This window comes from Pseudomonas sp. LBUM1647 (assembly GCF_059716175.1).
The window spans coordinates 194294-218687 of record NZ_CP166809.1 but is presented as its reverse complement, the minus strand read 5'-3'; the positions used below and the strand labels follow the sequence as shown (position 1 = coordinate 218687).

Genomic DNA, 24394 nt, shown 5'->3' with positions numbered 1-24394 from the left:
GGCGTTTGAAACCTTGAAGGGGTTTACCTCGCGAATCAGAACGCCGGCAATACCGCGCCGCTGTACTTCTTCGCGATGAATGCCTTCACTTCTGGACTGGTCAAGGCCTTGGCCAGCTTCTGGATGGCAACGCTGTCCTTGTTGTCCGGACGAGCCACCAGGAAGTTCACGTAAGGCGAATCTGCACCTTCGATCACCAGCGCGTCTTTAGCCGGGTTCAGACCTGCTTCCAGCGCGTAGTTGGTGTTGATCATATCCAGGTCGACCTGGTCCAGAACACGCGGCAGCATGGCCGATTCCAGTTCCTTGAACTTGAAGTTGTGCGGGTTCTTGGCGATGTCTTTCGGGGTGGCCAGAGCGTTTTTCGGGTCTTTCAACTCGATCAGGCCAGCCTTCTGCAGCAGGATCAGGGCACGGCCGCTGTTGCTGCCTTCGTTCGGGATAGCGATGGTTGCGCCGTCTTTCAGCTCAGCCAGGGTTTTGACTTTCTTCGAGTAGCCGCCAAACGGTTCAACGTGCACGCCGATCACGGTCACCAGGTTGGTGCCTTTGCCTTCGTTGAAGCTTTTCAAGTACGGCAGGGTCTGGAAGTAGTTGGCGTCCAGACGCTTCTGGTCGACCTGTACGTTCGGTTGAACGTAGTCGGTGAAGACTTTGATTTCCAGATCCACGCCTTCTTTGGCGAGGGTTGGCTTGATCAGTTCCAGAATCTCGGCGTGCGGAACCGGGGTCGCCGCCACCACCAGTTTCTCGCCAGCCTGGGCCAGGCCCGCGGTCAGGGCAGCCGCCAATGCGGTGAACAACAGAACCTTTTTCATGCAGTGTCCTTATCGAAAATCACGGTCGTCATCGACGACGGCTTATTTAGTACGAGTGCCAGTGAAGTGCTATCGCTGGCGTGAAGCGGACAATACCGGGATTTTTTATTCCCGAACAATATCTTTTATTCACTTTCATATTCCATTTTGTTCATACAGCCCCACGAACAATGTAGGAGCTGCCGCAGGCTGCGATCTTTTGATCCTGGCGAATGCTCAAGCCACCGAAGATCAAGATCAAAAGATCGCAGGCTGCGCCAGCTCCTACAAAATCGCGGTGTTATTGAGGAGTTGTTTCAAGGCTTCTTTCTCTGCGGTGGAACCGCTGGTGAGAACCTGCTTCATTTGCCGCTCGATCTGCACTAATGACGCAGAAGCTTCAGGCAGATTCAAATGCTCCGGCAAAATCTCATCGCCGGTGCTGACCAACAACGCAAAGTGAATGACGTTTTCCAGCTCCCGGGTGTTGCCCGGCCAACTGTGTTGCTCTAACAAATGCTGCGCGGCTTCGCTGATCAGCGGCACCGGCAGGTCCAGGCGCTGGCTATAGATGCCGAGGAAATATTCGGACAGCGAAAGAATATCGCCCACCCGTTCACGCAAGGCCGGCAGTTCGAGCTGGCCTTCGCTGAGGTAGTGATAGAGCCGCTCATGGAATTTTCCAGCGGCCACCGCTTGGGCCAGGTCGATGCTGGTAGCCGCCACCAGGCGCACGTCCACCGGGCTTGGTTGGTGAGCGCCGACACGCGTGACTTCGTGGTTTTCCAGCGCCGCAAGCAGTTTGATCTGGATCGGTAGCGGCAAGTCGCCGATCTCATCCAGGTAGAGCGTCCCGCCGTTGGCAGAACCGAACCAACCCGCGCGACTGCTGGCCGAACCGCTGTAACTGCCAGCGGCATAACCGAACAATTCAGCATCGGCGTAGGTCGGACTGATCGCGCCGCAATTGACCGAGACGAACAACCCGCCACGATCACTCGCGCGATGGATGTGCCGCGCGAGCAACTCCTTGCCGCTGCCGGTTTCGCCACGGATCAACACTGAGATCGAGCGCGGAGCCAATAGCTCCAGCTCCTGGCGTAACTGACGCGAACGCGGATCGACAAACACCAGCGCCTTGGCGCGAATGCTCAGAGGACTTTTTTCTGCGTCGGGAAAAGTCAGCAGTGGCTGACCGAAGGCTTCAAAACTCATGGCAGACTCCCGCCCTAAACCGCCGGAAGACGGGGGGCGTTGTTTTAAAAAACAAAAGCAAAAAAAAGAAAAGGTTCAAGCACGTCGCAGGGCGTGGTGTTCCATTCGGTTTTGCAGGCGATAGAGATAAGCAAAACCCTGCTCCCAGCGTTGGTGACCGGACTTCACGTTGATGTGTCCGGCACCTGACAAAATCCCCGCCTCGGCGCCCCAGTGACGTGCCAGTTCCAATGCACGCGGTGTGCTCACGGCGCTGTCGTTGTCGGAGCTGACAACCTGACTCGGGAATGGCAGCAAGCTCGTCGGAATCGGTGCGAAATTGCGCAGGGCCGGTGCGCAGGCCGGACGCTCGACGTCCGCCGGGGCGACCAGCAAGGCGCCGCGAACCTGACGCAAAAACTGCACGGGCGCAGTGGCCGCCCAATGCGCGACAGTGATGCAACCCAGGCTATGGGCGATCAGGATCACCGGCGTGCTGTCGGCGGCAATTGCCTCAGCCAGTGCCGCGACCCAGTCTTCACGACGCGGCGTCAGCCAGTCGGCCTGCTCCACCCGCGCGCTGTTCGGCAGGCTGTTCTGCCAATGGCTTTGCCAATGATCTTCTGGCGATCCTTGCCAGCCCGGCACAATCAGGTAGCGAATTGATTCGTTGCGCATGGGGGAGCTCTCCTGCTGCGTGTCTGTTCCCGAGCAAGTATAGGGAGGAGAGTTATATTCGTTAAGGAATAAGAAGCTATTTATTAAGACCCATATGGAATATTAACCGCGATCAATGTGGGAGCGGGCTTGCTCGCGAATGCGGAGTGTCAGGCGACATGAATGTTGAATGTGAGGGCGCCTTCGCGAGCAAGTCGAATCGTCGCACCGCCGCTCCCACAAGGGTTCAGCAGTGCGGCACTTTATGGAGGACAAAAAAAAGGGACCGCACCCTGCCAAGGAGACGGCCCCGGAAACTCAAAATCTGCTAGCGCGAACAACAGCACTGGATGCGATGATTGACTGAAACGGTTATCCAATAAAGGAATATTTAATTACTTTATTAGATCTAAAACGCATATTTCAATCAGCGATACAGCAACTACCAAGTCATCCTGCTTGAGTCATAACGTATCGCCCCTTTGGGTCAGATTGATGACGGGCGCCTTTGCCGTGTTGAGTTTCCGAGCGCATCGATCAAGCCTGAGCGGCGCGAACCTCCTGCGCCTCTGCTGTTTCCTTGCGCACAAACCGGTTCGCCCGCCCAAACGTCCCGAAATCGTTGAACCGCACACCCATCTCGCGCATCACCTTATGGGCCACCGGCACGGTCATCTGACGGATGTAAAACGGTTCCTTCACCACAAAATGATGGATGCCGTGACTGCTGCCGAAGTTGAAGCAGAACGCCTGCAACGGCCACATCCACCAAGGGTTCAGCACCTGGGTCTGCTGGATCACGTTGCCCGGCTCCACGTCACCGTAGTAGTGCATGTTCGAGCTGACAAAGTGTAGGCAAAAGGTACGCAACACGTTCGGGCCGATGATTACCACCGCAGCGATATCAATGACCTGCATCACCGACAAAGTAGTCGCCGACCATTCGATCGACGTACCCAACAGATGAGCGATGCCGTTCGCCGCGTGAAAGCCGAGAAACATGTACCAAGCCCCCCAATGCACCAGCGCGAGTGGCGCGTAGACCCTCAGGGTGCGCTTGATGATGCTGATCTTGTGAGCCCAGGTCTTGGCCCGCAGCATACGGATGAACGCCGACATCACGTTGTCGCCGACCATCAACAGCCGCGCGAAACCCCAAGGTTCGCCGTTGGTGATGGCGCGCTCTTCCATGTCGGATTCTGTGCCGGAGACTTTGTGGTGATTGAGGTGCAGATGCCGGCGAATCCACGGATTGATCGTGCTCGGCCGCGCCAGCCACACCAGCCCCATCATCAGGTTGTGCGGCACGCGCTGTTTGCGGAAGTACATGCTATGAATCAGGTCGTGTTCCAGCTCGTGAGTCAGCGAGGCAAAAAATGCGTTGAGCAACAGGCATGCCCACCACGCCATGTGCCCGGTCATGTAGAGCGTCGCCGAGCCAATCATGCCGACCAGCGCGAAGGCCAGAATGCCCGCGCCCAGGGCGTCCTGATGGTTGAGAATCGGGTAGCGCTGACGCAGTTCGACCCCCTTGGCCAGCACCACTTGGCGAATATGCGCTGATCGTTGTGCTGCATTCAGTCGCTGGGGACTTGCAGAAGTACCGTGCATGCTTCCATCCTCTGGTTATTGATGTTCGCATCCTGCCTTGTGAACCCTCGCAAAGCGGTAGCCGTGAACGCCAACCTGTTGACCGGAAGCGCCAATCAGCATGACTGAACCGACCTCCCTCGCCAGCTGGACCCGCGCCCTGCGCAAGCAACTCGATGCGCTGGGCCTTGACAGCACCGCCCTGTGCCAACAGGCGGGGCTCGACCCGCTATTGATGGACGACCCGAACGCCCGTTACCCGTTGTCGGGCACCACGCGCCTGTGGGAAATCGCGGTGCAGGTCAGCGGCGATCCGGCGATTGGTTTGCGGGTATCGCGCTTCGTCAGCCCCACCACGTTTCACGCACTCGGTTATGCGCTGGTGGCCAGTGGCAGTCTGCGAGAAGTGTTCGAGCGCATCGTGCGTTATCACCAGGTGGTCAGCGATGCCCTGGAGCTGGAACTGACCCGCGCCGAGGACCGCTACCGCTTCCGCCTGAAAATCCCGCCTGGCAATCCGGCCCCAGCCTTCGAAGCCATCGACGCCTTCACGGCGATTTACGTACGCACCTGCCGCAATCGACTGGGCCGCGATTACGCCCCGCTGGCGGTGTACCTGCGCCGCCCGGAACCGGCAGACCCGCATCAATGGCACAAAGTCTTCCGCTCACCGGTGTACTTCGCCGCCGATGAAGACCGACTGGAATTCGCCGTCGTGGACTTCGACAGCCACCTGGACGACGCCAACCCGGAACTGGCCGAGCACAACGAAGCCGTGCTCAAACGCACCCTCGCACAACTCAAACCCCTGACCTGGGAACGCAAGGTTCGCGACGCCATTGAGGAGCAATTGCCGGAAGGTGAGCCCAGCGCCGAACACATCGCCCAGGCCCTGCACCTGAGTTTGCGCAGCCTGCAACGGCACTTGGCGGACGAGGGTTGCCGGTTCGATACGCTGCTCAACGAGAGTCGCGAGAACCTGGCGCTGCTGCATTTACGCGATCCGCAATGCTCATTGAGCGAGATCAGCTATCTGCTGGGATTTGCGGACACGAGCAGCTTCAGCCGCGCGTTCAAGCGCTGGACCGGGATGACACCGGGGCAGTTTCGGGATGGGTTGCGGTGACAGATCCGGGAGGTGTGTTGCTTCGTCCGGCCACATCGCGAGCAAGCTCGCTCCCACATGGGTTCTGTGGTGTTCACCGATTTTCGTATCCGCTGGAGATCAAATGTGGGAGCGAGCTTGCTCGCGATGAGGCCAGACCAGACACTACAGAAACGCTCAGCGCCCCCGATCCCGCCGCAACAACTTGCGCACTCGCTTCACCAATTCACTCACGGCAAACGGCTTGAGCAGGTAATCATCCTCATGCAACTCCAGGTCGCGCAGGCGATCCTCGATGCCGTCTTTGGTGGTCAGGAACAGCACCGGCGTATCACCGAGCTTGCGGATCTGCTGCAGCAACTGCCATCCATTGAGCCCGGGCAGCATCACGTCGAGGATGATCAGCTCGTATTCGCCAGACTCGATGAAACGACGGCCGTCCATACCGTTGACCGCCACATCGACTGAGTAACTTGCCTCGCTCAGGCCCTTGGCCAGGAGTTTGGCGGTCTCCGGTTCGTCTTCCACTAACAGCACACGCATGGCACACCTCGATTGTCGTCATCACAGGCTAGGCGCCTTCGCGTCCAAAGCCCACCACTAACGCCGGGTTTTAGATAATCGCCAACATCCGCAATCGTTGCGCATCCAGAATCTCGATCTCGCCGTACTTGAGATTCACAATCCCCTGCCCCTGCAAGTCCTTGAGAATCTGGTTGGTGGTCTGGCGCGACAGCGACAACATCGACGCCAATTGTTCCTGGGGCAGTTGCAACACCCGTCGCGGCGGGTCGATTTCGCCGTAACCCTCGGCGATCATCAGCAAGCGATGAGCCAGTCGAGCGGCGGTTGGCATGAGGCTCAGTTGTTCGAGATTGATGAAGGTCAGGCGCAGTTTCTGGCTCATCAGCAATGCCAGTTGCCGCCAGTACGCCGGCTGTTCATCAAGCAACGTCAGCAGCACGGTTTGCGAGATGTGCAACAGGACGCAATGACCCAGACCGAACGCATCATGAGTGCGCGGCTGGCCATCAAACAGACAGATTTCGCCGAACCAGTGGGGCGACTCCACCAGGCTCAACAGCGCCTCCTTGCCCTGCTCGCTCACTGCGCCGATCCGCACCGAACCTTCGAGCACCGCGTACAGCCCGCACGGTGGATCGCCGCGCTTGAACAGCCGCTGGCCCGGCGACAACCGCCGCACCCTGGCGGCGGCCAGCAGACTATCCTGTAAAGGAACAGGTAAATGGCTGAACCACTGCCCTTTATCCAGCCGCGAACGCCAAACCTGCATGTCCATGAAAACTCCTGGAGATTGTCGTCTGCCTGACAGAGCGAAAATGTGGACCCGGGGCATGATCCATCACCCAACAGGAGGAACAACAATGAAAAGCCTCGTCGACCATCTCAGTCAATACGCCGCCTACCACCGTGACCCGCGCAATATTGCCACCCACTTTATCGGTATTCCGCTGATCGTCGTCGCCGTTGCGGTGCTGCTGTCACGGCCCGAGTGGTCGCTGGCCGGGGTTTGGGTGTCACCGGCGGTGCTTTTGGCGCTGGCGTCGGCATGGTTTTATCTGCGATTGGAGCTACGGTTGGGCGTGCTGATGACCGTGTTGCTGAGCCTTTGTGTTTGGCTGGGTCATGTGCTCGCGCAGCAAAGCACGCTGGTCTGGTTGGCGAGCGGCATCGGGATGTTTGTGGTGGGTTGGGCGATTCAATTTGTCGGTCATCACTACGAAGGACGCAAACCGGCGTTTGTCGATGATGTGACGGGGCTTATTGTCGGACCGTTGTTCGTGGTGGTTGAGTTGGCGTTTTTGCTGGGGACGCGGCGGGAGTTGAAAGAGCAGATCGAGGCGCGGGTGGGTGGCGTGCGTTTGCGTCAGAAAAACGCGGCGGCTTAGGCCGCTTTAAAAGATCGCAGCCTACGGCAGCTCCTACGGGGTTTAGGTTGACCACAATTTCGTGATCGACACAAATCCACTGTAGGAGCTGCCGCAGGCTGCGATCTTTTGATCTTAGAGGTCGGCGACTTTCTGCCAAACCTTCGGCTTGAAGAACAGCGTCTCGCCCTTCGCCAACCCGATCAGGCTGTCGTGATCTTTCACCACTTCGGCTTCGATCAATTCGCTCTGGCCTTCGACCTTCAGCGTCACCCGTGTCGTCGCGCCCAGCGGACGAATATCTCGCACCTCGGCCGCGTGGTGATCCTCCAGCTCATGACGCGACAACGACACTTCGTGAGGACGGAACAGCACATGGTTGTCTTCACCCAGATGCAACCGGTTCGAGTCACCCAGGAAGTGATAAACGAAATCGCTGGCCGGGTTTTCGTAGACGTCGCCCGGTGAGCCGATCTGCTCGATCACGCCCTTGTTCATCACCACGATGCGGTCGGCGACTTCCATCGCTTCTTCCTGGTCGTGGGTCACGAATACCGAGGTCAGATTGATGTCCTCGTGCAGCCGCGCCAGCCAGCGACGCAGTTCTTTACGAACCTTGGCGTCGAGGGCGCCGAAGGGTTCGTCGAGCAGCAGGACTTTCGGTTCCACCGCCAAGGCACGAGCCAAGGCAATACGTTGACGCTGACCGCCGGAGAGTTGTTCCGGGTAGCGATCCGACAGCCAATCCAGTTGCACCATGTTCAGCAGCTCGTGGACTTTCACCGCGATCTGGCTTTCGCTCGGGCGCTGGTTTTTCGGCTTCATGCGCAGGCCGAACGCGACGTTGTCGAACACGGTCATGTGGCGGAACAGCGCGTAGTGCTGGAACACGAAACCGACGTTGCGATCACGCACATCGTGACCGGAGACGTCTTCACCGTGGAACACGATGTTGCCCTTATCCGGGGTTTCCAGACCGGCGATGATCCGCAGCAGGGTGGTCTTGCCGCAACCAGACGGGCCAAGCAGCGCCACGAGTTCGCCGCTTTGAATGTCCAGGCTGATGTTGTCCAGCGCCTTGAACGCGTGAAAATTCTTGCTGACGTTACGCACTTCAATCGACATGACTTATTCCTCCGCGGCGCTGGCGCGCAGGCGGTTAATACGGTTTTCGCTCCACTGCTTGAGCAGCAGGATGAAGAGCGCCAGGATCAGCAACAGGCTCGCCACGGCGAACGCGGCCACGTGGTTGTATTCGTTGTAGAGGATCTCGACGTGCAGCGGCAGGGTGTTGGTCACCCCGCGAATGTGCCCGGAAACCACCGACACCGCACCGAACTCACCCATGGCCCGCGCTGTACACAGCACCACGCCGTAGATCAGGCCCCATTTGATGTTGGGAACGGTGACGTGCCAGAACATCTGCCAGCCATTGGCCCCGAGCAGACGCGCGGCCTCTTCTTCCTGCGTGCCTTGTTCTTGCATCAGCGGGATCAGCTCGCGGGCCACGAACGGCACGGTGACGAAGATCGTCGCCAGCACGATGCCCGGCAAGGCGAAGACGATCTGAATGTCGTGGTCCTGCAACCACGGGCCAAAAATTCCCTGGGCGCCGAACATCAGCACGTAGACCAGACCGGCGATCACCGGCGACACCGAGAACGGCAGGTCAATCAGCGTGACCAGCATACTTTTGCCACGGAACGAGTACTTGCTCACGCACCATGCAGCGCTGACACCGAATACCAGGTTCAGCGGCACTGAAATCAGCACGGCGATCACCGTGAGTTTCAGGGCCGACAAAGCGTCAGGTTCGAAGATCGCGGTGAAGAACGCACCGATTCCGAGCTTTAGGCCCTGAGACACCACGATCACCAGCGGCAGCAACAGGAACAGGGCGAACACCAGCCAGCCAAGGCCGATCAGGATTCGCCGCGATGAAGCACTGCCACGGCGGGCGGCGTTCGAGGAAGCAGCAGCAATAGACGATTGGGACATTTCTGCGCCTCCTTATGGGGTTTCGATGCGCCGCTGCAGCAAGTTGATCAGCAGCAACAGGACGAAGGAAACCACCAGCATCAGTACACCAATGGACGTGGCGCCGGTGTAATCGTACTGGTCGAGTTTGACCATGATCAGCAGCGGCAGGATCTCGGTTTTCATCGGCATGTTGCCGGCAATGAAAATCACCGAACCGTACTCGCCGACCCCGCGGGCAAAGGCCAAGGCAAACCCTGTGAGCCAGGCCGGGAGCAGCGCGGGCACCAGAATATGACGGAAAACCTGCAACGGTTTTGCACCCAGGCACGCCGCCGCTTCTTCCACTTCACGCGGGATATCAGCCAATACTGGCTGTACGGTACGTACTACGAATGGAAGTGTCACAAAAGTGAGGGCAAGGGTGATGCCGAGGGGGGTATACGCGATCTTGAAACCCAGGTCCGCTGCAAACTGACCCACCCAACCATTGGGCGCGTATAGCGCAGTCAGCGCGATACCGGCCACGGCGGTGGGCAATGCGAAGGGTAAGTCGATCATCGCATCGATGACTTTGCGTCCAGGAAAGGTATAGCGCACCAGCACCCAGGCCAGCAGCGTGCCGATGATGCCGTTGATGATCGCGGCATAGAGCGCGGTGCCGAAGCTGAGCTTCAACGCCGCCAGCACCCGTGGCGCCGAGATAATCGCCCAGAACTGGTCCCAGGTGAGTTGAGCGGCATGCACGAACATCGCCGCCAGTGGAATGAGCACAATCAAGCTGAGGTACACCAAGGTGTAGCCCAGCGTCAGCCCGAAGCCGGGTATGACGGGGGAGATACGACGCGACATAAAAGTCCTTGGTTGAGAACGCGCAAAGCCCCGAACGTAAATCCGGGGCTCGTTTATGGCTTATTTCAGGTTATTGCGCCTGATAAATCTGGTCGAACACGCCACCGTCGTTGAAGAATTTCGGTTGAGCGGTTTTCCAGCCGCCGAAGTCCTTGTCGATGGTCACCAGGTCCAGTGTCGGGAACTGTTTGGCGTACTTGGCGGCAACATCCTTGTCACGTGGACGATAGAAGTTTTTTGCCGCGATTTCCTGACCGGCCGGGCTGTACAGGTGCTTGAGGTACGCTTCGGCGATCTCGGTGTTGCCCTTCTTCTCGGCGTTCTTGTCGACCACGGCTACCGGAGGTTCGGCGAGGATCGACAGCGAAGGCACGACAATGTCGAACTTGTCAGCGCCGCCGTCTTCTTTCAGGGCCAGGAAGGCTTCGTTTTCCCAGGCCAGCAACACGTCGCCCTGACCGTTGTTGACGAAGGTAATGGTCGAACCGCGAGCACCGGTGTCCAGCACAGGAACGTGCTTGAACAGGGTTTGCACGTATTCCTTGGCCTTCGCTTCGTTACCGCCGTTGGCTTTCAGGCCATAGGCCCACGCCGCGAGGAAGTTCCAGCGTGCGCCGCCGGAGGTTTTCGGGTTCGGGGTGATGACTTCCACGCCGTTCTTGGTCAGGTCGCCCCAGTCCTTGATGCCTTTTGGGTTGCCCTTGCGCACCAGGAACACGATGGTCGAGGTGTAAGGCGTGCTCGCTTCCGGCAGACGCTTCTGCCAATCCGCCGGCAAGGTCTTGCCGAGTTTGGCGATTTCATCGATGTCACCGGCCAGGGCCAGGGTCACCACGTCGGCACGCAGACCGTCGATCACTGCCCGGCCCTGCTTGCCCGAACCACCGTGGGACTGCTGGATTTTCACGCTGTCGCCAGCGTGGTCTATCTGCCAGAACTTGACGAATTCAGCGTTGTAGTCCTGATACAGCTCGCGAGTCGGGTCGTACGACACGTTAAGCAGTTCGTAATCCTTGGCAACCGCGGAACCAGCAAAAAGGGCACTGGCCAGGGCGGCCAAAGCGAAATGACGAATCGACGACATGGTGAAAGCTCCTGGAATTCTGTTTGTAATGGCTTTTTATGGTCTGGAATCGGGGTTGCCTGTCAAAGATCGCAGCCTTCGGCAGCTCCTACACAAAGCCCCCGTAGGAGCTGCCGCAGGCTGCGATCTTTTGATCTTTGTTTCAGCTCGGTTTGTTGCTTGGGTTCTGCAACCGGAATTTCTCTTTGCGTTCGATCTGGACCACCTGGGCGTTGTGCACGGTGATTTCCACTGCGCCAAAACGCAGATCGCGCAAGGCGCTCTGGATTTCACGCAAAATGGTTGCTTCGTCCTGGCCGTCAACGCTACGTAGGGATGCGCTCATGGTGCTGCTCCTTCAACTAGAGGTTGCCTGGCAGTGGCGAGACTGCTTGCGGCGTGAGAGCAATAGTAGATAGGTGTGGTTATTCTTAAAAAGACTATTTAAGAATGTTTATATAACCAAAGGAGATTATCTGACGGGACAAGGGTTTGCGGAGGGTTATGGGCCCAAAGATCAAAAGATCGCAGCCTTCGGCAGCTCCTACAGGGGTACGCATCCCCATGTAGGAGTTGCCGAAGGCTGCGATCTTTTTGCTTTCATAGAATTTCTGGAGCTTTGGCCCAATCCAACTGCTGCACCGGCACTGGCCGACCAAACCAGTAGCCCTGCCCCAGATCGCAGCCGTGTTCGAGCAGGAAACTCGCCTGCTCGACCTGCTCGATCCCCTCGGCATGAACCTGCATGCCCATGCTCTGGGCCAGCGCAATGATCACCCGCACAATCGCCGCGTCATCCTCATCCCACGGCAACCCCGCAACGAAGCCCTGATCGATCTTGAGTTTCTGTACCGGCATCCGCTTGAGGCGCAGCAACGACGAATAGCCTGTACCGAAGTCATCGATGGCCAGCCGCACTCCTAACTCACGCAACCGGTGCATCTGCTCCAGCGCGACTTCCGGGTCATCCATCACAGCGCTCTCGGTAACTTCCAGCTCCAGACAGGCAGGATCCAGCCCGGTTTCGTTCAGCACCTTCGCCACCTGCCCAAACAGCTCACGGCGGGCGAACAATCGAGAAGAAACATTCACCGCGACAAACGACAACACCACCCCGGCCTGCTGCCACTGGCACATCTGCTCACACGCCTGGCGCATAACCCAGGCATCAATTTCGGCGATCAGACCGGTGCGCTCGGCAATGGGAATGAATTCTGCCGGCGACACCAACCCTCGCTGTGGATGCTCCCAGCGCACCAATGCCTCGACGCCGATCAGGCGGCTGGTCTTGAGGTCGTGAACCGGCTGGTAATAAACCCGCAACTCCTGCTGCTCCAGCGCACGGCGCAATTCGAATGCCGTCTCGACCCGTTGCTGGGCATGGGCGGTCAATTCTTCGGTATAGAGGGCGTAGCCGTTGCGACCGGCACTCTTGGCCTTGAACAGCGCCGAGTCGGAGTTGCGCAACAGCTGCTCGGCGCTCAAAGCGTCGCCGGGGAACAGGCTGATGCCGACGCTGATATTGACAAACAACTGATGCCCGTCGATCTGGAACGGCTCTTTGAGGCCATCGATGATCCGCTGAGCCAGCGCCGCCGCGTGCACCATTTGCGGACAGCTTTCAGCCAGCACGGCGAACTCGTCACCGCCGAGGCGCGCCAGCGTGATTCCCGGACCGACCATCGCTTTCAAACGCTCGGCCACGCCCTTGAGCAGCTGATCCCCAATGCTATGCCCGAGGCTGTCGTTGATCATCTTGAAGTGATCAAGATCGATCATCAGTAACGCACAGCCGCGCTTGTGGATCTGCGCCGAAGCCAGGGCCTGCTCGGTGCGGTCGGTGAACAGCAAGCGGTTGGGCAGATCGGTCAGCGGATCGTAGTGAGCCAGATGCGTCAGCTCATGTTCGGAGTTCTTGATTGCGCTAATGTCGGAAAACACTGCCACGTAATGGCTGCGCCGCCCCCTCTCGTCGTCAATGACGCGGATGGTCTGCCACTGTGGGTAGATCTCGCCGCTTTTGCGGCGGTTCCAGATTTCTCCGCTCCACTCGCCGGTGCTGTTGAGTGTCGCGAACATCGTCTGGTAGAAAGCCGGCGGGTGATGACCGGACTTGAACAGACTGGGGCGCTGGCCGAGCACCTCCTCGCTCTGATAGCCGGTGATTGCCATGAAGGCCCGGTTTACATGGACGATCAACCCTTTGTTGTCGGTGACCAGCACCCCTTCACGCGTGCAATCGAACACCGCGGCCGCTTGACGCAAACGCTCGTGGTCTTCATTGCGCTCACGCAATTTTGCGCCGATCCCCAGGCAACGAAACAATCGCGCTCGGGCGAGAAAAATCAAACCAGCGCTGAATACCACCCAGGCATAACCGTTGATCAGTTGCCATCGCATTAGCTCAGCAGAGCTATCGAAGAAACTGTTCAATAAATGGCCGCTGAACAGCAGCCAACCGACAGAAACCAGAAGGTAAAGCAGTGCTGCACGCAAAGCATCGCGATAGGTGGCAGACATTCGGCTGTCCATGTCCCTTCAAAATGGATGGAATTATAGTTTAAAGAAACATCCAGCCACTCTTATCTGAAAGGGCGACTGGTTTTATCTGTGGGCTAAGTGATAATGCAACGGCTGTTTTTTTCTTTATCGAGGGCCCAATAGCCTATGTGGTACGAAGGTTTTCTCGGCTTGTCGCCCTGGTCACTGGTGGCAGTCACCCTGCTGATGACCCACGTGACGATCATCGGCGTCACGGTCTATCTGCATCGTTATTCAGCCCATCGCTCGCTCGAGCTGAATGCTGGCCTGAAACATTTCTTCCGCTTCTGGCTGTGGCTTACCACGGCACAGAACACCCGTGAGTGGACCGCTATCCACCGCAAGCACCACGCCAAATGCGAAACCGTCGATGACCCGCACAGCCCGGTCATCAAGGGCCTGTCCACCGTTCTGCGCAAAGGCGCCGAGCTGTACCGTGCCGAGGCGGAAAACCCCGAAACCCTGCGCATCTACGGCAAGAACTGCCCCGAAGACTGGATCGAACGCAACCTGTACAGCCGTTTCCCGCTGCTGGGCGTGGCGATCATGGGTGTCATCGACCTGTTGCTGTTCGGCACCATCGGCATCACCATCTGGGCGATCCAGATGATGTGGATCCCGGTCTGGGCCGCCGGCGTGGTCAATGGCCTGGGCCATGCCATCGGCTACCGCAACTTCGAATGCCGCGATGCGGCGACCAATCTGGTGCCGTGGGGCATCCTGATCGGCGGCGAAGAACTGCATAACAACCATCACACCTACCCTAATTCGGCAAAACTGTCGGTGAAGAAGTGGGAATTCGATCTCGGCTGGGCCTGGATCCAGGTCTTCAGCTTCCTGCGTCTGGCCAAGGTTCAGCGGGTCGCGCCCATCGCCCATCGGGTCGAAGGCAAAGGCAACCTGGACATGGACACCGCCATGGCGATCCTCAACAACCGCTTCCAGATCATGGCCCAGTACCGCAAATTGGTGATCGCACCGCTGGTCAAACAAGAGCTGGAAAAGGTCGATCACTCGGTCCGTCACCAGTTCCACCGTGCCAAGCGCTTGCTCTCGCGGGAAACCAGCCTGCTGGATGACAAACACCACATTCGCATCCAGACCATGCTCGAGCACAGTCAGGCGCTGAAGGTAATTTACGAGAAACGCCTGGCCTTGCAGCAGATCTGGGTCAAGACCAGCTCAAATGGTCACGACATGCTGGCCGCCATCAAGGATTGGGTACACGAAGCCGAAGCCAGCGGGATTCAATCCTTGCGCGACTTCGCCGATCAGTTGAAAACCTACTCCCTGCGCCCCGCCGCCTGACCTGTAGGAGCTGCCGCAGGCTGCGATCTTTTGATCTTGAAAGAGCAAAATAAAAAGATCGCAGCCTGCGGCAGCTCCTACAAACGCGTCGCCAGTACCGCCCGGCGGGAGCAAGCTCCCTCACCACATAAGGCGGGAACTTAGCTCCAAATCCCCTATCTCAAAGACACTTCGCCATCCAGGCGGGCCCTGGTATTGGTCGCTTTCGAACCTCGAGCGGCACACGCCCTTTGAGATTTTGTGCCGATGGTCAATAAAAGCCTGCAAGACTCATCCCTCCCGCAGTGGCCCGAGACCGCGCAAACCCTGCTGGCGCTAATGCATGCACAAGGCGAAGTGGCGCGCCTGAGCGAACGCGAACAGCTATTCAGCGCTCTGCTGGTGAGCGTCAACGCGGTACTTTGGGCCTTCGACTGGGAATCCCGTCGGGTGCTCTATGTCAGCGCCGCGTATGAACGGATTTTCGGCCGCTCTGCTGGCTTGTTGCTGTCCGACTACAACCAATGGCGCGACAGCATTTACCCCGACGATCTGGACTATGCCGAACGCAGCCTGGCTGAAGTATTGGTGAAAGGCGCCGTTGAAGACCGTGAATACCGAATCATTGCCGCCGACGGCCAGGTCCGCTGGCTCAGTGACAAGTGCTTCATCAACCGTCAGGCCGAGCCGGGGCAACCGGTGATCATCGTCGGCATTGCCGAAGACATTACTGACAAAAAGCAGATGGAAACCGAGCTGCAACGCTTGGCCACCACCGACGTGCTGACCCAGAGCAGCAACCGCCGACACTTCTTCGACTGCGCCCACCGTGAATTCGAACAGGCACGGCACCAAGGCACGCCGCTGGCGTTCCTGCTGCTGGACATCGATGACTTCAAAGTGATCAACGATTCCTACGGCCACCAGGAAGGCGACAACGTGCTGCAACGAATCGCCGAGAGCGGTCGCGCGGCCTTGCGTCTCGGTGATGTGTTCGGACGAGTTGGCGGTGAGGAATTCGCAGCGGTATTTCCCGGCTGTGCGCCAGACGTGGCCATGCAGGTGGCTGAGCGCCTGCAACGGGAGATTCAGCGATTGAGTTTCAGCCATGGCGACCAGACGTTCGGCATCACCGTCAGCCAGGGCCTGACCAGCCTCACCGCCGAGGACGAAAACGTCGACAGCCTGTTTGCCCGCGCGGATGCGGCAATGTACAAAGCCAAACACCAGGGCAAGAACCGTATCATTTCCAGCTGAGCCCGAACTCAGGCACAACACAAATCCAATGTGGGATCGCCGCACCGCCGCTCCCACATTGGATGGCGGTGATTTTATTTCTTGCGCAAACGCATCAATTCCGGCAACCCGATCTTGAGCAACCGCGCCGTCCGGCTCTTCGACAGCTCCTCAATGCCCTCATGCTCGGTCAGTCGCGCCAGTTGCGCAGCCATGTTCATCACCAGCGCTTCGCGGGAGTAAACCCCGCCACCGAGCTGGTAGACCGCCGCAATCAGCTCTCGCAGCTCCAGCGGCAGGCGCCAGCGAGTGCGAAGCGCCGAACCATAAGCTGCACCGAATTCGGCCAGCGCCTCGCCAACCTCCTCCCATTCATCCAGCTCACCACCGGCCTGCTTCCATTCCTGCAAACACCGCAACAGCGCAAGGTCGCCGAGGCGATGCAGCATGCCGGCGCAATAACAGCGCTCCTGATCCAGATCCAGCAAGCGCGCCAGGGTCCGGCCATACTCGGCGGTGCGCAGCGACAGCTCCCAATAGCGCTCGGCATAGTCCGCCAGGCACGGATCGCTGAGCTTGGCACTGCGCTTGAGCGCCAGCCCCAGAATCAGGTTCATGCTTTGCCCGGTGCCGAGGCGGTGCAGCGCCTGGGACAGGGTCTGCACCGTGGCACCCAGGTGGTGAGCGGCGCTGTTGGCAGCGGCGATCAGCACGGCGGTGACTTGGGGATCGGTCTTGATCTCGTCTTCCAGCACAGTCAAATCGAGGCCGTTGGGATTGAGGCTGCGTTTGACCGCCAACTGCACGTCAGTCATCAGCGGCGCACCGTCCGCAGACTCACGACGACGCTCCAGGTACGCCGACAAGGTGATGCCCGGCGCCAATGACGGCGTCTCGCAAGACACCTCTTCACCGGCGTTCAGCAGTAAATCCTGCAGGCGGTGGGTCAGGCTTTCCATGTTCAGGGGTTTGGTCAGGTACGCCGCAGGCGCCAGGGGCAAGACTTCGCGCACACTGGCGCTGTCATTGCGGCTGCTCATCAGAATGAACGGCAGCGGTGGATTACGCTTGCGTTGACGGACATTGCGCAAGACATTCAAACCATCGACGCCGGGCAGTTCCCAGTCGACGATCACCAGGTCGTAAGGATTTTCCGCCAACAGATGCAGCGCTTCCTGACCATCGGCACACAGATCCAGCCGCGCGTCGCAGCGCACATTCAACAAAACCTGCTTGAGCAGGTCGCGGGACCAAGGGTCGGCCTCGGCAATCAGCACACGCGGAGCAGCGGGTAACACCACAGCAGTCATTTACACACTCCAAAGTAGTGCTTGCACCTTAGTCAATGCAGGCCATTCGATACAGCGCATTTGCCATCGATGGGTTCCAGGGACACAAAAAAACCCGCCAAAGCGGGTTTTTTTGTCGATCAAGTCACAAATCGATCAGAGCCTGGAGATCACAGCTCGGAGAAGCACTCTTCGATGATCGCCAGACCTTTGTCCAGTTGCTCGTCCGGCGAAGTCAGCGGTACCAGGACGCGCAGAACGTTGCCGTAAGTGCCGCAGGACAGCAGGATCAGCCCCTTGTCGCGAGCCTTGGCCACAACGGCGGCTACCGCTGGAGCGTTCGGCTTGTGGCTGTCGCCGTCGACGAACAGCTCGACCGCGATCATCGCACCCAGGGCACGGACTTCGCCGATCACCGGGTACTTGGCCTGGATGGCTTTCAGGCCAGTGACCAGACGCTCGCCGACAGCCTTGCAGCGATCCAGCAGGTGCTCTTCTTCGAACACTTCCATCACGGCCAGGGCCGCGGCGCAAGCAATCGGGCTACCGGCGTAAGTGCCGCCCAGGCCGCCTGGAGCAATGGCGTCCATGTATTCGGCCTTGCCGCAAACACCGGCCAACGGGAAGCCGCCAGCGATGGATTTGGCGAAGGTGGTCAGGTCGGCAGCAACGCCCATCTGTTCCATGGCGAAGAAGGTGCCGGTACGACCAGCGCCAGTTTGTACTTCGTCAGCGATCAGCAGGATGCCGTGCTGGTCGCACAGCGCGCGCAGACGCTTCATGAACTCTTTAGGCGCAACGTAGAAACCACCTTCGCCCTGAACCGGCTCGATGATGATTGCAGCGATGTCACGCGGCTCGGCGTCGTTCTTGAAGATGCGTTCGATGCTGGCGATCGAATCGTCGATGCTCACACCGTGCAGTTCGTTCGGGTACAGCGCGCGGAAGATGCCGCCTGGCATCAGGCCCATGCCGGCCGAGTAAGGCACGACTTTACCGGTCAGGCCCAGGGTCATCATGGTGCGACCGTGGTAAGCGCCGGTGAAGGCAATCACGCCGGCACGGCCAGTGGCGGCACGGGCGATTTTCACGGCGTTTTCTACCGCTTCGGAACCGGTGGTCACCAGCAGGGTTTTCTTGGCGAAATCACCTGGCACCTTGGCGTTGATTTTTTCGCACAGCTCTACGTACGGTTCGTAAGCCAGTACCTGGAAGCAAGTGTGAGTCAGCTTGTTCAGCTGCGCGGTCACGGCGGCGATGATTTTCGGGTGCAGGTGACCGGTGTTCAGCACGGCGATACCGCCGGCGAAGTCGATGAACTCGCGACCTTCAACGTCGGTCACGGTGGCGTTCTTCGCGGACTCGGCGAAGATCGGGTGAATCTGGCCAACACCGCGTGGTACAGCGGCTTCGCGGCGTTTCATCAGGGATGCGTTAGTCTTGCTCATAAAGTCCTCATTCACCGCTCATCGGGCGGCGTGGTTCAAGGAAAATGCGGCGGGGAGGCAACTACGGCAGCATGCGATGATCGACTGCCACAGCTTTCCCGGCCACAGAGAAAATTCCATTTGAAGCGCAGAAAGGGACAGCGCTCTCGTGCCCTTTCCGCTTGAAGCAATCCCTTGCCGGGCTTAGATGCCCAGGCAGAGGTATTTGATTTCCAGGTAATCTTCGATGCCGTACTTGGAGCCTTCACGGCCCAGGCCCGACGCCTTGATGCCGCCAAACGGCGCGACTTCGTTGGAGATCAACCCGGTGTTGACGCCGACCATGCCGTATTCCAGGGCTTCAGCCACACGGAACACACGACCCAGGTCGCGAGCATAGAAGTAGGAAGCCAGACCGAACTCGGTGTCGTTGGACATCGCAATCACTTCGGCTTCGTCTTTGAAGCGGAACAGCGGCGCCAAAGGACCGAAGGTTTCTTCCTTGGCCACGGCAGCGTTCTTCGGCACGTTGGTCAGAATGGTCGGCTCGAAGAAGTTGCCTTCCATGACCTTGCCACCTGCCAGGACGGTTGCGCCTTTGCTGATCGCATCAGCAATGTGCTCTTGAACCTTGGCCACGGCTTTTTCGTCGATCAGCGGGCCAGTGGTGGTGCCTTCTTCCAGACCGTTACCGATCTTGAGTTTGGCCACGGCCACTTTCAGCTTCTCGGCGAACGCGTCGTAGACCGAATCCTGAATGTACAGACGGTTGGCGCAGACGCAGGTCTGGCCGTTGTTGCGGTACTTGGAAATGATCGCGCCTTCGACGGCCTTATCCAGGTCCGCGTCGTCAAACACGATGAACGGCGCGTTGCCGCCCAGTTCCAGGGACACTTTCTTGATGTCCTTGGCGCATTCAGCCATCAGCTGACGACCAATTTCGGTCGAGCCGGTGAAGGACAGTTTGCGCACGATCGGGTTGCTGGTCAGCTCGCTGCCGATGTCGCCGGCGCTGCCGGAAACAACACTGAACACACCGTTTGGAATGCCGGCACGCTGGGCCAGTTCAGCCAGAGCGAATGCGGAAAACGGAGTTTGCGAAGCAGGCTTGAGCACCATGGTGCAACCGGCGGCCAGGGCCGGGCCGGCTTTACGGGTGATCATCGCGGCCGGGAAGTTCCACGGGGTGATTGCAGCGGTCACGCCGATTGGCTGCTTGATCACGATCAGGCGCTTGTCTGGCTGGTGGCCCGGAATCACGTCACCGTAGACGCGCTTGGCTTCTTCGGCGAACCACTCGATAAAGGAAGCGGCGTAAACGATTTCGCCCTTGGCTTCGGCCAATGGCTTGCCTTGTTCGAGGGTCATCAGGCGAGCCAGGTCGTCCTGGTTCTCGATGATCAGTTCGAACCAGCGACGCAGCTTGTTCGCGCGGTCCTTGGCGGTCAGTGCACGCCAGGCCGGCAGCGCTTTGTCAGCGGCTTCGATTGCACGGCGGGTTTCGGCAGCGCCCATTTTCGGCACGGTGCCCAGAATTTCACCCGTTGCCGGGTTGTTGACCTTGATCGTCTGACCATTGTCCGCATCAACCCAAGCGCCATCGATAAAGGCTTGCTGGCGGAACAACTGGGTGTCTTTAAGCTGCATGTCGGCTTTCCTTAACAGCACCGCGGCAAGCGCGGAGCGAATTATGATTGTAGAAAGGCGCCTTATAGGCTGCCGTCAGGGAAATCATTCACCGGGCTGAAGCACATAAATAGCGCACTGATTGAAACTCGTGCGGTTCAGCACCCAGACAAGAGCGTTTGAAATCTCAAACGAATCCTAGGATCAAAGGGGGTAAAGGACAATAGCCTGTTCGAAAAAAAGAACGAAAACGCCGCATTTGCCTAAATTTTCTGATCAACGTAGCAACCGCAGGTTACGCTTTGGAAAAACACAGGCGATTCAGCAGCATGGACGCCCGCGGTGCATATGAGTATCATGGCGCCCGCATTGCACCAGTAGCTCAGCTGGATAGAGTACTGCCCTCCGAAGGCAGTGGTCGTGGGTTCGAATCCCGCCTGGTGCACCATACGTAGAAACGAAAAAGCCTCAGACCGCAGGGTCTGGGGCTTTTTTGTGGGTGTCGTTAAAGCCTCAGGGCGGGCGCTGGATGCAGCTGTTCGGTTCAACCGAACAACTGAGCCTGAAAAAAAACCGCCGAAGCGGTTTTTTCATTCAGTCGTCCAGTCGAACTCGTCGTACTCATCATCGTCTTCTTCATCCTCGATCAACTCATCATCAAGAACGTCTTCCTCAAACGCTTCCTCTGCCTGTTTCGCCAGCAGAAACTCCTTACGACTCTCAGTCACCGCGCGCCGTAATTCCTGACCCTTCACCGGGCAGTTGAGCATTTGGGCGATGCGATCGATTTTTTTCGCCATGGCTTCCTCCAACGCATCGGCTATAGGTCGATAGTGCGCGCTTTCGGGTGTCGATGCCAAATGACTGACCGCTCTGCCTCTCAGTTTTTCTGCAAATCCTTGAGTCTGGCCGTGAGATTTTCCTTGGGAAAGCGTTTGTGCAATGTCGCCATCAGGTCAGCGGCCGCTTGAGCCTGACCAGCCTTTTGCAGGCGGATCACTTCCCTTAATTGATCGTCGATAAACTTTGCCGGAGCTATCGCCGGGCGTTTGCTGGCCTTCGCTTCGTCAGCCATTTCAGCGCTGATCGATTCGCTCTGCGCAGGGGCGGCAAGATCGGCCATTGGGGCCGCAGGCGCGGGGGCGGACATCGCACCGGCCGGGGCAGCCAGAGAACGCGCAACTGATGACGGTGCTTCTTTTTTTGTGACCGGTGCAGACGCTTTGGGTGCAGGCGCGAAGTCGTAACTCGGCAGTTGCTCCTCCGTGCGTTGCACCAGTGCAAGCATCAGGGCCACTCCGACGAGGCTGGCAAATGCGACCTGCCAACGGGGTTTCTGGCAGGCCTGGACCCAGCGTTTCCACAGACCTGGCTTCTGCACAGGGACTTCACGGTGTGCGGCAGCCAGGAGGAACGCGTCGAGATGGGCCGGTGGTTCGCTGGTCGCGTGTTCACGATAGTGCTTCAACACTTCGTCTTCTGGCGTAGGACGGGCGTCAGTCATGTCAGTACCTCCTCGGCCAGCAGCCGACGCAGTTTTTGCTGGGCGTAGCGCAAGCGGCTTTTGACGGTTTCCAGCGGTGTTTCGGTGAGGGTGGCGATCTGCGGCAGGTCGAGATCGCCGTGGGCGCGCAGCAGGAACACTTCGCGCTGGTCAGCGGGCAGGTTTTGCAGGGCCGCTTCAAGGCGCTGGTTGTCGCGGCTAAGGCTCAGCAGTTGTTCGGGATCAGCAGCGTCATCGCTCAGCGCGTGGATCTGTTCGTCATAGCTGTCGTGCAAGGGGTTGTGGATTCCGTGTTTGCGCCAGTGATCGATCAGTCGATTGCGGGCAATCTGGTAGAGCCAGGTACGAAAATTCGCCCGGCCTTGTGGCTGACTGGTGCTGCGGATCAGGCTCAGCCAGGTTTCCTGGTAAACCTCTTCGGCCAGCTCGGACTTGCCGCTCAGGCCGAGCAGGAATCGGTAGAGCCCTTGGCGGTGACGAGCGTACAGAATCTCGAACGCCGGCCTGTCGCCTGCGCGATAACGGGCCAGCAGCGATTCGTCGCTCGATTCAGGAGCAGACATTTCAGTTGTAGCCTCCTTTAAGCGGCTCACTGTTCGATGCAGTCGTGGTGCGCAGACTTTGCGCCAACTCCACCAATTGCACGAACTCTGCACGCAGACCAAATCGATCTTCGCCCCGCGCACCGCGCGCCAAAGCCTCGGTGTCCTTCAGGCTGAAATCACCGGTATAACGCCCGTCCTTGAGCTGCTGGGAAAACGCTGCCACGGCCGCCGCAAATCGCAGGTCTTCACTGGCTGGCGCAGCACTGTCAGTGATCGGCCGCTCGATCAAGCGACTGTTCCCACCCTCAGGCAGCTGATAGCGCACGCGCAACATCGCCAATTCCCCAGCCTTTTCGGAAATAGCAGCCCCAGGATTGCCATACCGCAGCGGCTCCAGCCAGCCCTTCTCGCCCTTGGGCACAATTTCGTACAACGCCGTCACTGTATGCCCTGCACCCACTTCACCCGCATCGACCTTGTCGTTACTGAAATCCTCACGCTTCAACGCACGATTCTCATACCCCAACAGCCGATATTCACTGACTTGTGCCGGGTTGAACTCCACTTGCAGCTTCACGTTTTTCGCCACGATCGCGAGGGTCGAACCGAGCTGATCCACCAGCACCTTGCGCGCCTCGCGCAGGTTGTCGATGTAGGCATAGTTGCCGTCGCCGGCATCGGCCAACTGTTCCATCAGGTGTTCATTGTAGTTATCCACACCAAAACCCAATGTGGTCAGGGAAACGCCGGTCTTGCGTTTATCCACAGCCATTTGCTTGAGGCTGTCGAAGTCGCTGATGCCGACGTTGAAGTCACCGTCGGTGGCCAGCAGGATGCGGTTGATGCCCTTGGGAATAAACGCCTGCTGCGCCATCTGATAGGCCAGTTCGATGCCTGACGCCCCGGCGGTTGATCCGCCGGCGGTTAATTGATCGATGGCTGTACGAATTTTCGCTTTTTCGCGTCCGGACGTCGGTTCCAGCACTACACGCGAATCGCCGGCATAGACGACCAATGAAACCCGGTCCTGCTCGCGCAATTGATCGACCAGTAATTTCAGGGTGCTTTTGACCAGCGGCAAACCCTCGCGTCGGTCCATCGAGCCGGACACGTCCACCAGAAACACCAAGTTCGCCGGGGCCAGTTCCGCGACCGCGCGGTCCGAGGCCTTGATGCCGATGCGCAGCAATCGGGTATGCGGGTTCCACGGCGACGGCGCCAGCTCTGTGGTCACGCCGAAAGGCGAGCCATCGGTCGGCAGTGCGTAATCGTAGGGAAAGTAATTGACCATCTCCTCCAGTCGCACCGCACCTTCCGGCGGCAAGCGCCCTTGATTGAGCAAGCGGCGGACGTTGGCGTAAGCACCGGTGTCGACGTCGGCGCTGAACGTCGAGACGGGCGCTTCGGCCACGCTGTGAATCGGGTTATCCGCCAGCGCTTGATACTGCTCCCGCTGCTCATCCCGATATCCCTGCGGAGCTGCCTCGCCCGCGGGCATCGGCGCATAGCTCGCCGTCGGCGCCGGACGCACGCTGCGCTTGGCCATCGAGGTGTCCGCCATGACAGCCTCGCTGCGCACTAGTACTTCAGCCGGCAGCGCACCTTGAGCCGGTGGCGGAACCGAGGCGGAATCAGGTTTGGATGAAACGCCGCAACCGGCAATGGCCAGCAGCAACCCGGCGGCGAAACCCTGGGCGGCCGGGCGGAGGAAATGCAGAGGGAGGGACATGGGGGCTGACCTCAGGAGGAAATTGATCCATTCATCCTCTGAGACGGCCAGCCCCGACGATTCGGGTTAAGACCGCTGAAAAAAAC

Annotated in this window: 23 protein-coding genes and 1 tRNA gene; 5 read left to right on the top strand and 19 right to left on the bottom strand. The window is 58.8% G+C overall.

The features are described from left to right. Positions 1-35: 35 nt before the first annotated feature. The 4 genes from ACA059_RS00960 to ACA059_RS00945 all read right to left on the bottom strand — a co-directional run bounded on the left by ACA059_RS00960 (position 36) and on the right by ACA059_RS00945 (position 4259). Positions 36-818, bottom strand: coding sequence for a MetQ/NlpA family ABC transporter substrate-binding protein (locus ACA059_RS00960; RefSeq protein WP_046052269.1), 783 nt, complete (start codon positions 816-818; stop codon positions 36-38). A 264-nt stretch (positions 819-1082) separates the two neighbouring features. Then, a complete protein-coding gene (locus ACA059_RS00955; protein WP_497632357.1) occupies positions 1083-2012 on the bottom strand; it encodes a sigma 54-interacting transcriptional regulator in 930 nt (309 codons plus the stop codon). Between the two features lie 75 nt (positions 2013-2087). Continuing rightward, positions 2088-2669 carry an alpha/beta hydrolase gene (locus tag ACA059_RS00950; RefSeq protein ID WP_497632356.1) on the bottom strand — a complete coding sequence of 194 codons (582 nt, stop codon included), beginning with the start codon at positions 2667-2669 and terminating at the stop codon, positions 2088-2090. 516 nt (positions 2670-3185) lie between these two features. Next, positions 3186-4259 carry a fatty acid desaturase gene (locus tag ACA059_RS00945; RefSeq protein ID WP_497632355.1) on the bottom strand — a complete coding sequence of 358 codons (1074 nt, stop codon included), beginning with the start codon at positions 4257-4259 and terminating at the stop codon, positions 3186-3188. 100 nt (positions 4260-4359) lie between these two features. On the opposite strand from ACA059_RS00945, the gene ACA059_RS00940 reads away from it, so the two are divergent. After that, complete coding sequence (locus tag ACA059_RS00940; RefSeq protein WP_497632354.1) at positions 4360-5364, top strand: AraC family transcriptional regulator; 1005 nt, start codon at positions 4360-4362, stop codon at positions 5362-5364. 156 nt (positions 5365-5520) lie between these two features. Here the strand turns inward: ACA059_RS00940 and ACA059_RS00935 are convergent, their stop codons facing one another. Together ACA059_RS00935 and ACA059_RS00930 are read right to left on the bottom strand one after the other, a co-directional pair. After that, positions 5521-5886, bottom strand: coding sequence for a response regulator (locus tag ACA059_RS00935; RefSeq protein ID WP_223432435.1), 366 nt, complete (start codon positions 5884-5886; stop codon positions 5521-5523). A 70-nt stretch (positions 5887-5956) separates the two neighbouring features. Then, a complete protein-coding gene (locus ACA059_RS00930) occupies positions 5957-6643 on the bottom strand; it encodes a Crp/Fnr family transcriptional regulator (RefSeq protein WP_497632353.1) in 687 nt (228 codons plus the stop codon). An 85-nt stretch (positions 6644-6728) separates the two neighbouring features. On the opposite strand from ACA059_RS00930, the gene ACA059_RS00925 reads away from it, so the two are divergent. After that, positions 6729-7253 (top strand): Mpo1 family 2-hydroxy fatty acid dioxygenase, encoded by a 525-nt coding sequence (locus ACA059_RS00925; RefSeq protein WP_497632352.1) that lies wholly within the window; start codon positions 6729-6731, stop codon positions 7251-7253. 114 nt (positions 7254-7367) lie between these two features. Here the strand turns inward: ACA059_RS00925 and ACA059_RS00920 are convergent, their stop codons facing one another. From ACA059_RS00920 to dibA, 6 genes are all read right to left on the bottom strand, one after another. Further along, positions 7368-8357, bottom strand: coding sequence for a sulfate/molybdate ABC transporter ATP-binding protein (locus ACA059_RS00920; RefSeq protein ID WP_497632351.1), 990 nt, complete (start codon positions 8355-8357; stop codon positions 7368-7370). A gap of 3 nt (positions 8358-8360) precedes the next feature. Beyond that, positions 8361-9230 carry a sulfate ABC transporter permease subunit CysW gene (cysW, locus tag ACA059_RS00915; protein ID WP_347803096.1) on the bottom strand — a complete coding sequence of 290 codons (870 nt, stop codon included), beginning with the start codon at positions 9228-9230 and terminating at the stop codon, positions 8361-8363. Positions 9231-9242: 12 nt separating this feature from the next. After that, a complete protein-coding gene (gene cysT, locus ACA059_RS00910) occupies positions 9243-10061 on the bottom strand; it encodes a sulfate ABC transporter permease subunit CysT (RefSeq protein ID WP_007899634.1) in 819 nt (272 codons plus the stop codon). 70 nt (positions 10062-10131) lie between these two features. Further along, complete coding sequence (locus ACA059_RS00905) at positions 10132-11145, bottom strand: sulfate ABC transporter substrate-binding protein (RefSeq protein WP_497632350.1); 1014 nt, start codon at positions 11143-11145, stop codon at positions 10132-10134. 142 nt (positions 11146-11287) lie between these two features. Beyond that, on the bottom strand, positions 11288-11470 hold the full coding sequence (gene oscA, locus ACA059_RS00900) for a sulfur starvation response protein OscA (protein WP_007945260.1): 183 nt from the start codon (positions 11468-11470) through the stop codon (positions 11288-11290). A gap of 254 nt (positions 11471-11724) precedes the next feature. Continuing rightward, on the bottom strand, positions 11725-13644 hold the full coding sequence (gene dibA / locus ACA059_RS00895; protein WP_497632349.1) for a phosphodiesterase DibA: 1920 nt from the start codon (positions 13642-13644) through the stop codon (positions 11725-11727). Between the two features lie 147 nt (positions 13645-13791). Between dibA and desA the strand changes: the two genes are divergently transcribed. After that, complete coding sequence (gene desA, locus ACA059_RS00890) at positions 13792-14973, top strand: delta-9 fatty acid desaturase DesA (protein WP_497632348.1); 1182 nt, start codon at positions 13792-13794, stop codon at positions 14971-14973. Positions 14974-15219: 246 nt separating this feature from the next. Next, positions 15220-16209, top strand: coding sequence for a GGDEF domain-containing protein (locus tag ACA059_RS00885; protein ID WP_497632347.1), 990 nt, complete (start codon positions 15220-15222; stop codon positions 16207-16209). 74 nt (positions 16210-16283) lie between these two features. Here the strand turns inward: ACA059_RS00885 and ACA059_RS00880 are convergent, their stop codons facing one another. The 3 genes from ACA059_RS00880 to gabD all read right to left on the bottom strand — a co-directional run bounded on the left by ACA059_RS00880 (position 16284) and on the right by gabD (position 20551). Beyond that, entirely contained in the window at positions 16284-17498 is a 1215-nt protein-coding gene (locus ACA059_RS00880) for an HDOD domain-containing protein (protein ID WP_497632345.1), read from the bottom strand. Positions 17499-17647: 149 nt separating this feature from the next. Then, positions 17648-18925, bottom strand: a complete 1278-nt coding sequence (gene gabT, locus ACA059_RS00875) for a 4-aminobutyrate--2-oxoglutarate transaminase (protein ID WP_134419251.1) — start codon at positions 18923-18925, stop codon at positions 17648-17650. A gap of 183 nt (positions 18926-19108) precedes the next feature. Next, positions 19109-20551: an NADP-dependent succinate-semialdehyde dehydrogenase gene (gene gabD, locus ACA059_RS00870; protein ID WP_054050229.1), complete on the bottom strand. Its 1443-nt coding sequence runs from the start codon at positions 20549-20551 to the stop codon at positions 19109-19111. Positions 20552-20901: 350 nt separating this feature from the next. Between gabD and ACA059_RS00865 the strand changes: the two genes are divergently transcribed. Further along, a tRNA-Arg gene (locus ACA059_RS00865) sits at positions 20902-20978 on the top strand. A 142-nt stretch (positions 20979-21120) separates the two neighbouring features. Here the strand turns inward: ACA059_RS00865 and ACA059_RS00860 are convergent. From ACA059_RS00860 to ACA059_RS00845, 4 genes are read right to left on the bottom strand one after another with little or no spacing between them, the layout of a single operon-like run. Further along, positions 21121-21390 carry a hypothetical protein gene (locus ACA059_RS00860; RefSeq protein WP_497632344.1) on the bottom strand — a complete coding sequence of 90 codons (270 nt, stop codon included), beginning with the start codon at positions 21388-21390 and terminating at the stop codon, positions 21121-21123. A gap of 20 nt (positions 21391-21410) precedes the next feature. After that, positions 21411-22034 carry a hypothetical protein gene (locus ACA059_RS00855; RefSeq protein ID WP_497632343.1) on the bottom strand — a complete coding sequence of 208 codons (624 nt, stop codon included), beginning with the start codon at positions 22032-22034 and terminating at the stop codon, positions 21411-21413. Next, positions 22031-22597, bottom strand: coding sequence for an RNA polymerase sigma factor (locus ACA059_RS00850; RefSeq protein WP_497632341.1), 567 nt, complete (start codon positions 22595-22597; stop codon positions 22031-22033). The genes ACA059_RS00855 and ACA059_RS00850 overlap by 4 nt, the downstream gene beginning before the upstream one ends. 1 nt (position 22598) lies before the next feature. Further along, positions 22599-24308 carry a vWA domain-containing protein gene (locus ACA059_RS00845; protein ID WP_497632340.1) on the bottom strand — a complete coding sequence of 570 codons (1710 nt, stop codon included), beginning with the start codon at positions 24306-24308 and terminating at the stop codon, positions 22599-22601. Positions 24309-24394 lie beyond the last annotated feature (86 nt).

Coding starts and splice junctions, on each gene's coding strand:
- ACA059_RS00955 (WP_497632357.1), bottom strand. CDS start 2,012: ATGAGTTTTGAAGCCTTCGGTCAGCCACTGCTGACTTTTCCCGACGCA.
- ACA059_RS00855 (WP_497632343.1), bottom strand. CDS start 22,034: ATGACTGACGCCCGTCCTACGCCAGAAGACGAAGTGTTGAAGCACTAT.
- ACA059_RS00945 (WP_497632355.1), bottom strand. CDS start 4,259: ATGCACGGTACTTCTGCAAGTCCCCAGCGACTGAATGCAGCACAACGA.
- cysW (WP_347803096.1), bottom strand. CDS start 9,230: ATGTCCCAATCGTCTATTGCTGCTGCTTCCTCGAACGCCGCCCGCCGT.
- ACA059_RS00960 (WP_046052269.1), bottom strand. CDS start 818: ATGAAAAAGGTTCTGTTGTTCACCGCATTGGCGGCTGCCCTGACCGCG.
- gabD (WP_054050229.1), bottom strand. CDS start 20,551: ATGCAGCTTAAAGACACCCAGTTGTTCCGCCAGCAAGCCTTTATCGAT.
- ACA059_RS00920 (WP_497632351.1), bottom strand. CDS start 8,357: ATGTCGATTGAAGTGCGTAACGTCAGCAAGAATTTTCACGCGTTCAAG.
- ACA059_RS00935 (WP_223432435.1), bottom strand. CDS start 5,886: ATGCGTGTGCTGTTAGTGGAAGACGAACCGGAGACCGCCAAACTCCTG.
- ACA059_RS00880 (WP_497632345.1), bottom strand. CDS start 17,498: ATGACTGCTGTGGTGTTACCCGCTGCTCCGCGTGTGCTGATTGCCGAG.
- ACA059_RS00905 (WP_497632350.1), bottom strand. CDS start 11,145: ATGTCGTCGATTCGTCATTTCGCTTTGGCCGCCCTGGCCAGTGCCCTT.
- ACA059_RS00950 (WP_497632356.1), bottom strand. CDS start 2,669: ATGCGCAACGAATCAATTCGCTACCTGATTGTGCCGGGCTGGCAAGGA.
- ACA059_RS00885 (WP_497632347.1), top strand. CDS start 15,220: ATGGTCAATAAAAGCCTGCAAGACTCATCCCTCCCGCAGTGGCCCGAG.
- ACA059_RS00940 (WP_497632354.1), top strand. CDS start 4,360: ATGACTGAACCGACCTCCCTCGCCAGCTGGACCCGCGCCCTGCGCAAG.
- cysT (WP_007899634.1), bottom strand. CDS start 10,061: ATGTCGCGTCGTATCTCCCCCGTCATACCCGGCTTCGGGCTGACGCTG.
- dibA (WP_497632349.1), bottom strand. CDS start 13,644: ATGTCTGCCACCTATCGCGATGCTTTGCGTGCAGCACTGCTTTACCTT.
- gabT (WP_134419251.1), bottom strand. CDS start 18,925: ATGAGCAAGACTAACGCATCCCTGATGAAACGCCGCGAAGCCGCTGTA.
- oscA (WP_007945260.1), bottom strand. CDS start 11,470: ATGAGCGCATCCCTACGTAGCGTTGACGGCCAGGACGAAGCAACCATT.
- ACA059_RS00930 (WP_497632353.1), bottom strand. CDS start 6,643: ATGGACATGCAGGTTTGGCGTTCGCGGCTGGATAAAGGGCAGTGGTTC.
- ACA059_RS00850 (WP_497632341.1), bottom strand. CDS start 22,597: ATGTCTGCTCCTGAATCGAGCGACGAATCGCTGCTGGCCCGTTATCGC.
- desA (WP_497632348.1), top strand. CDS start 13,792: ATGTGGTACGAAGGTTTTCTCGGCTTGTCGCCCTGGTCACTGGTGGCA.
- ACA059_RS00925 (WP_497632352.1), top strand. CDS start 6,729: ATGAAAAGCCTCGTCGACCATCTCAGTCAATACGCCGCCTACCACCGT.
- ACA059_RS00845 (WP_497632340.1), bottom strand. CDS start 24,308: ATGTCCCTCCCTCTGCATTTCCTCCGCCCGGCCGCCCAGGGTTTCGCC.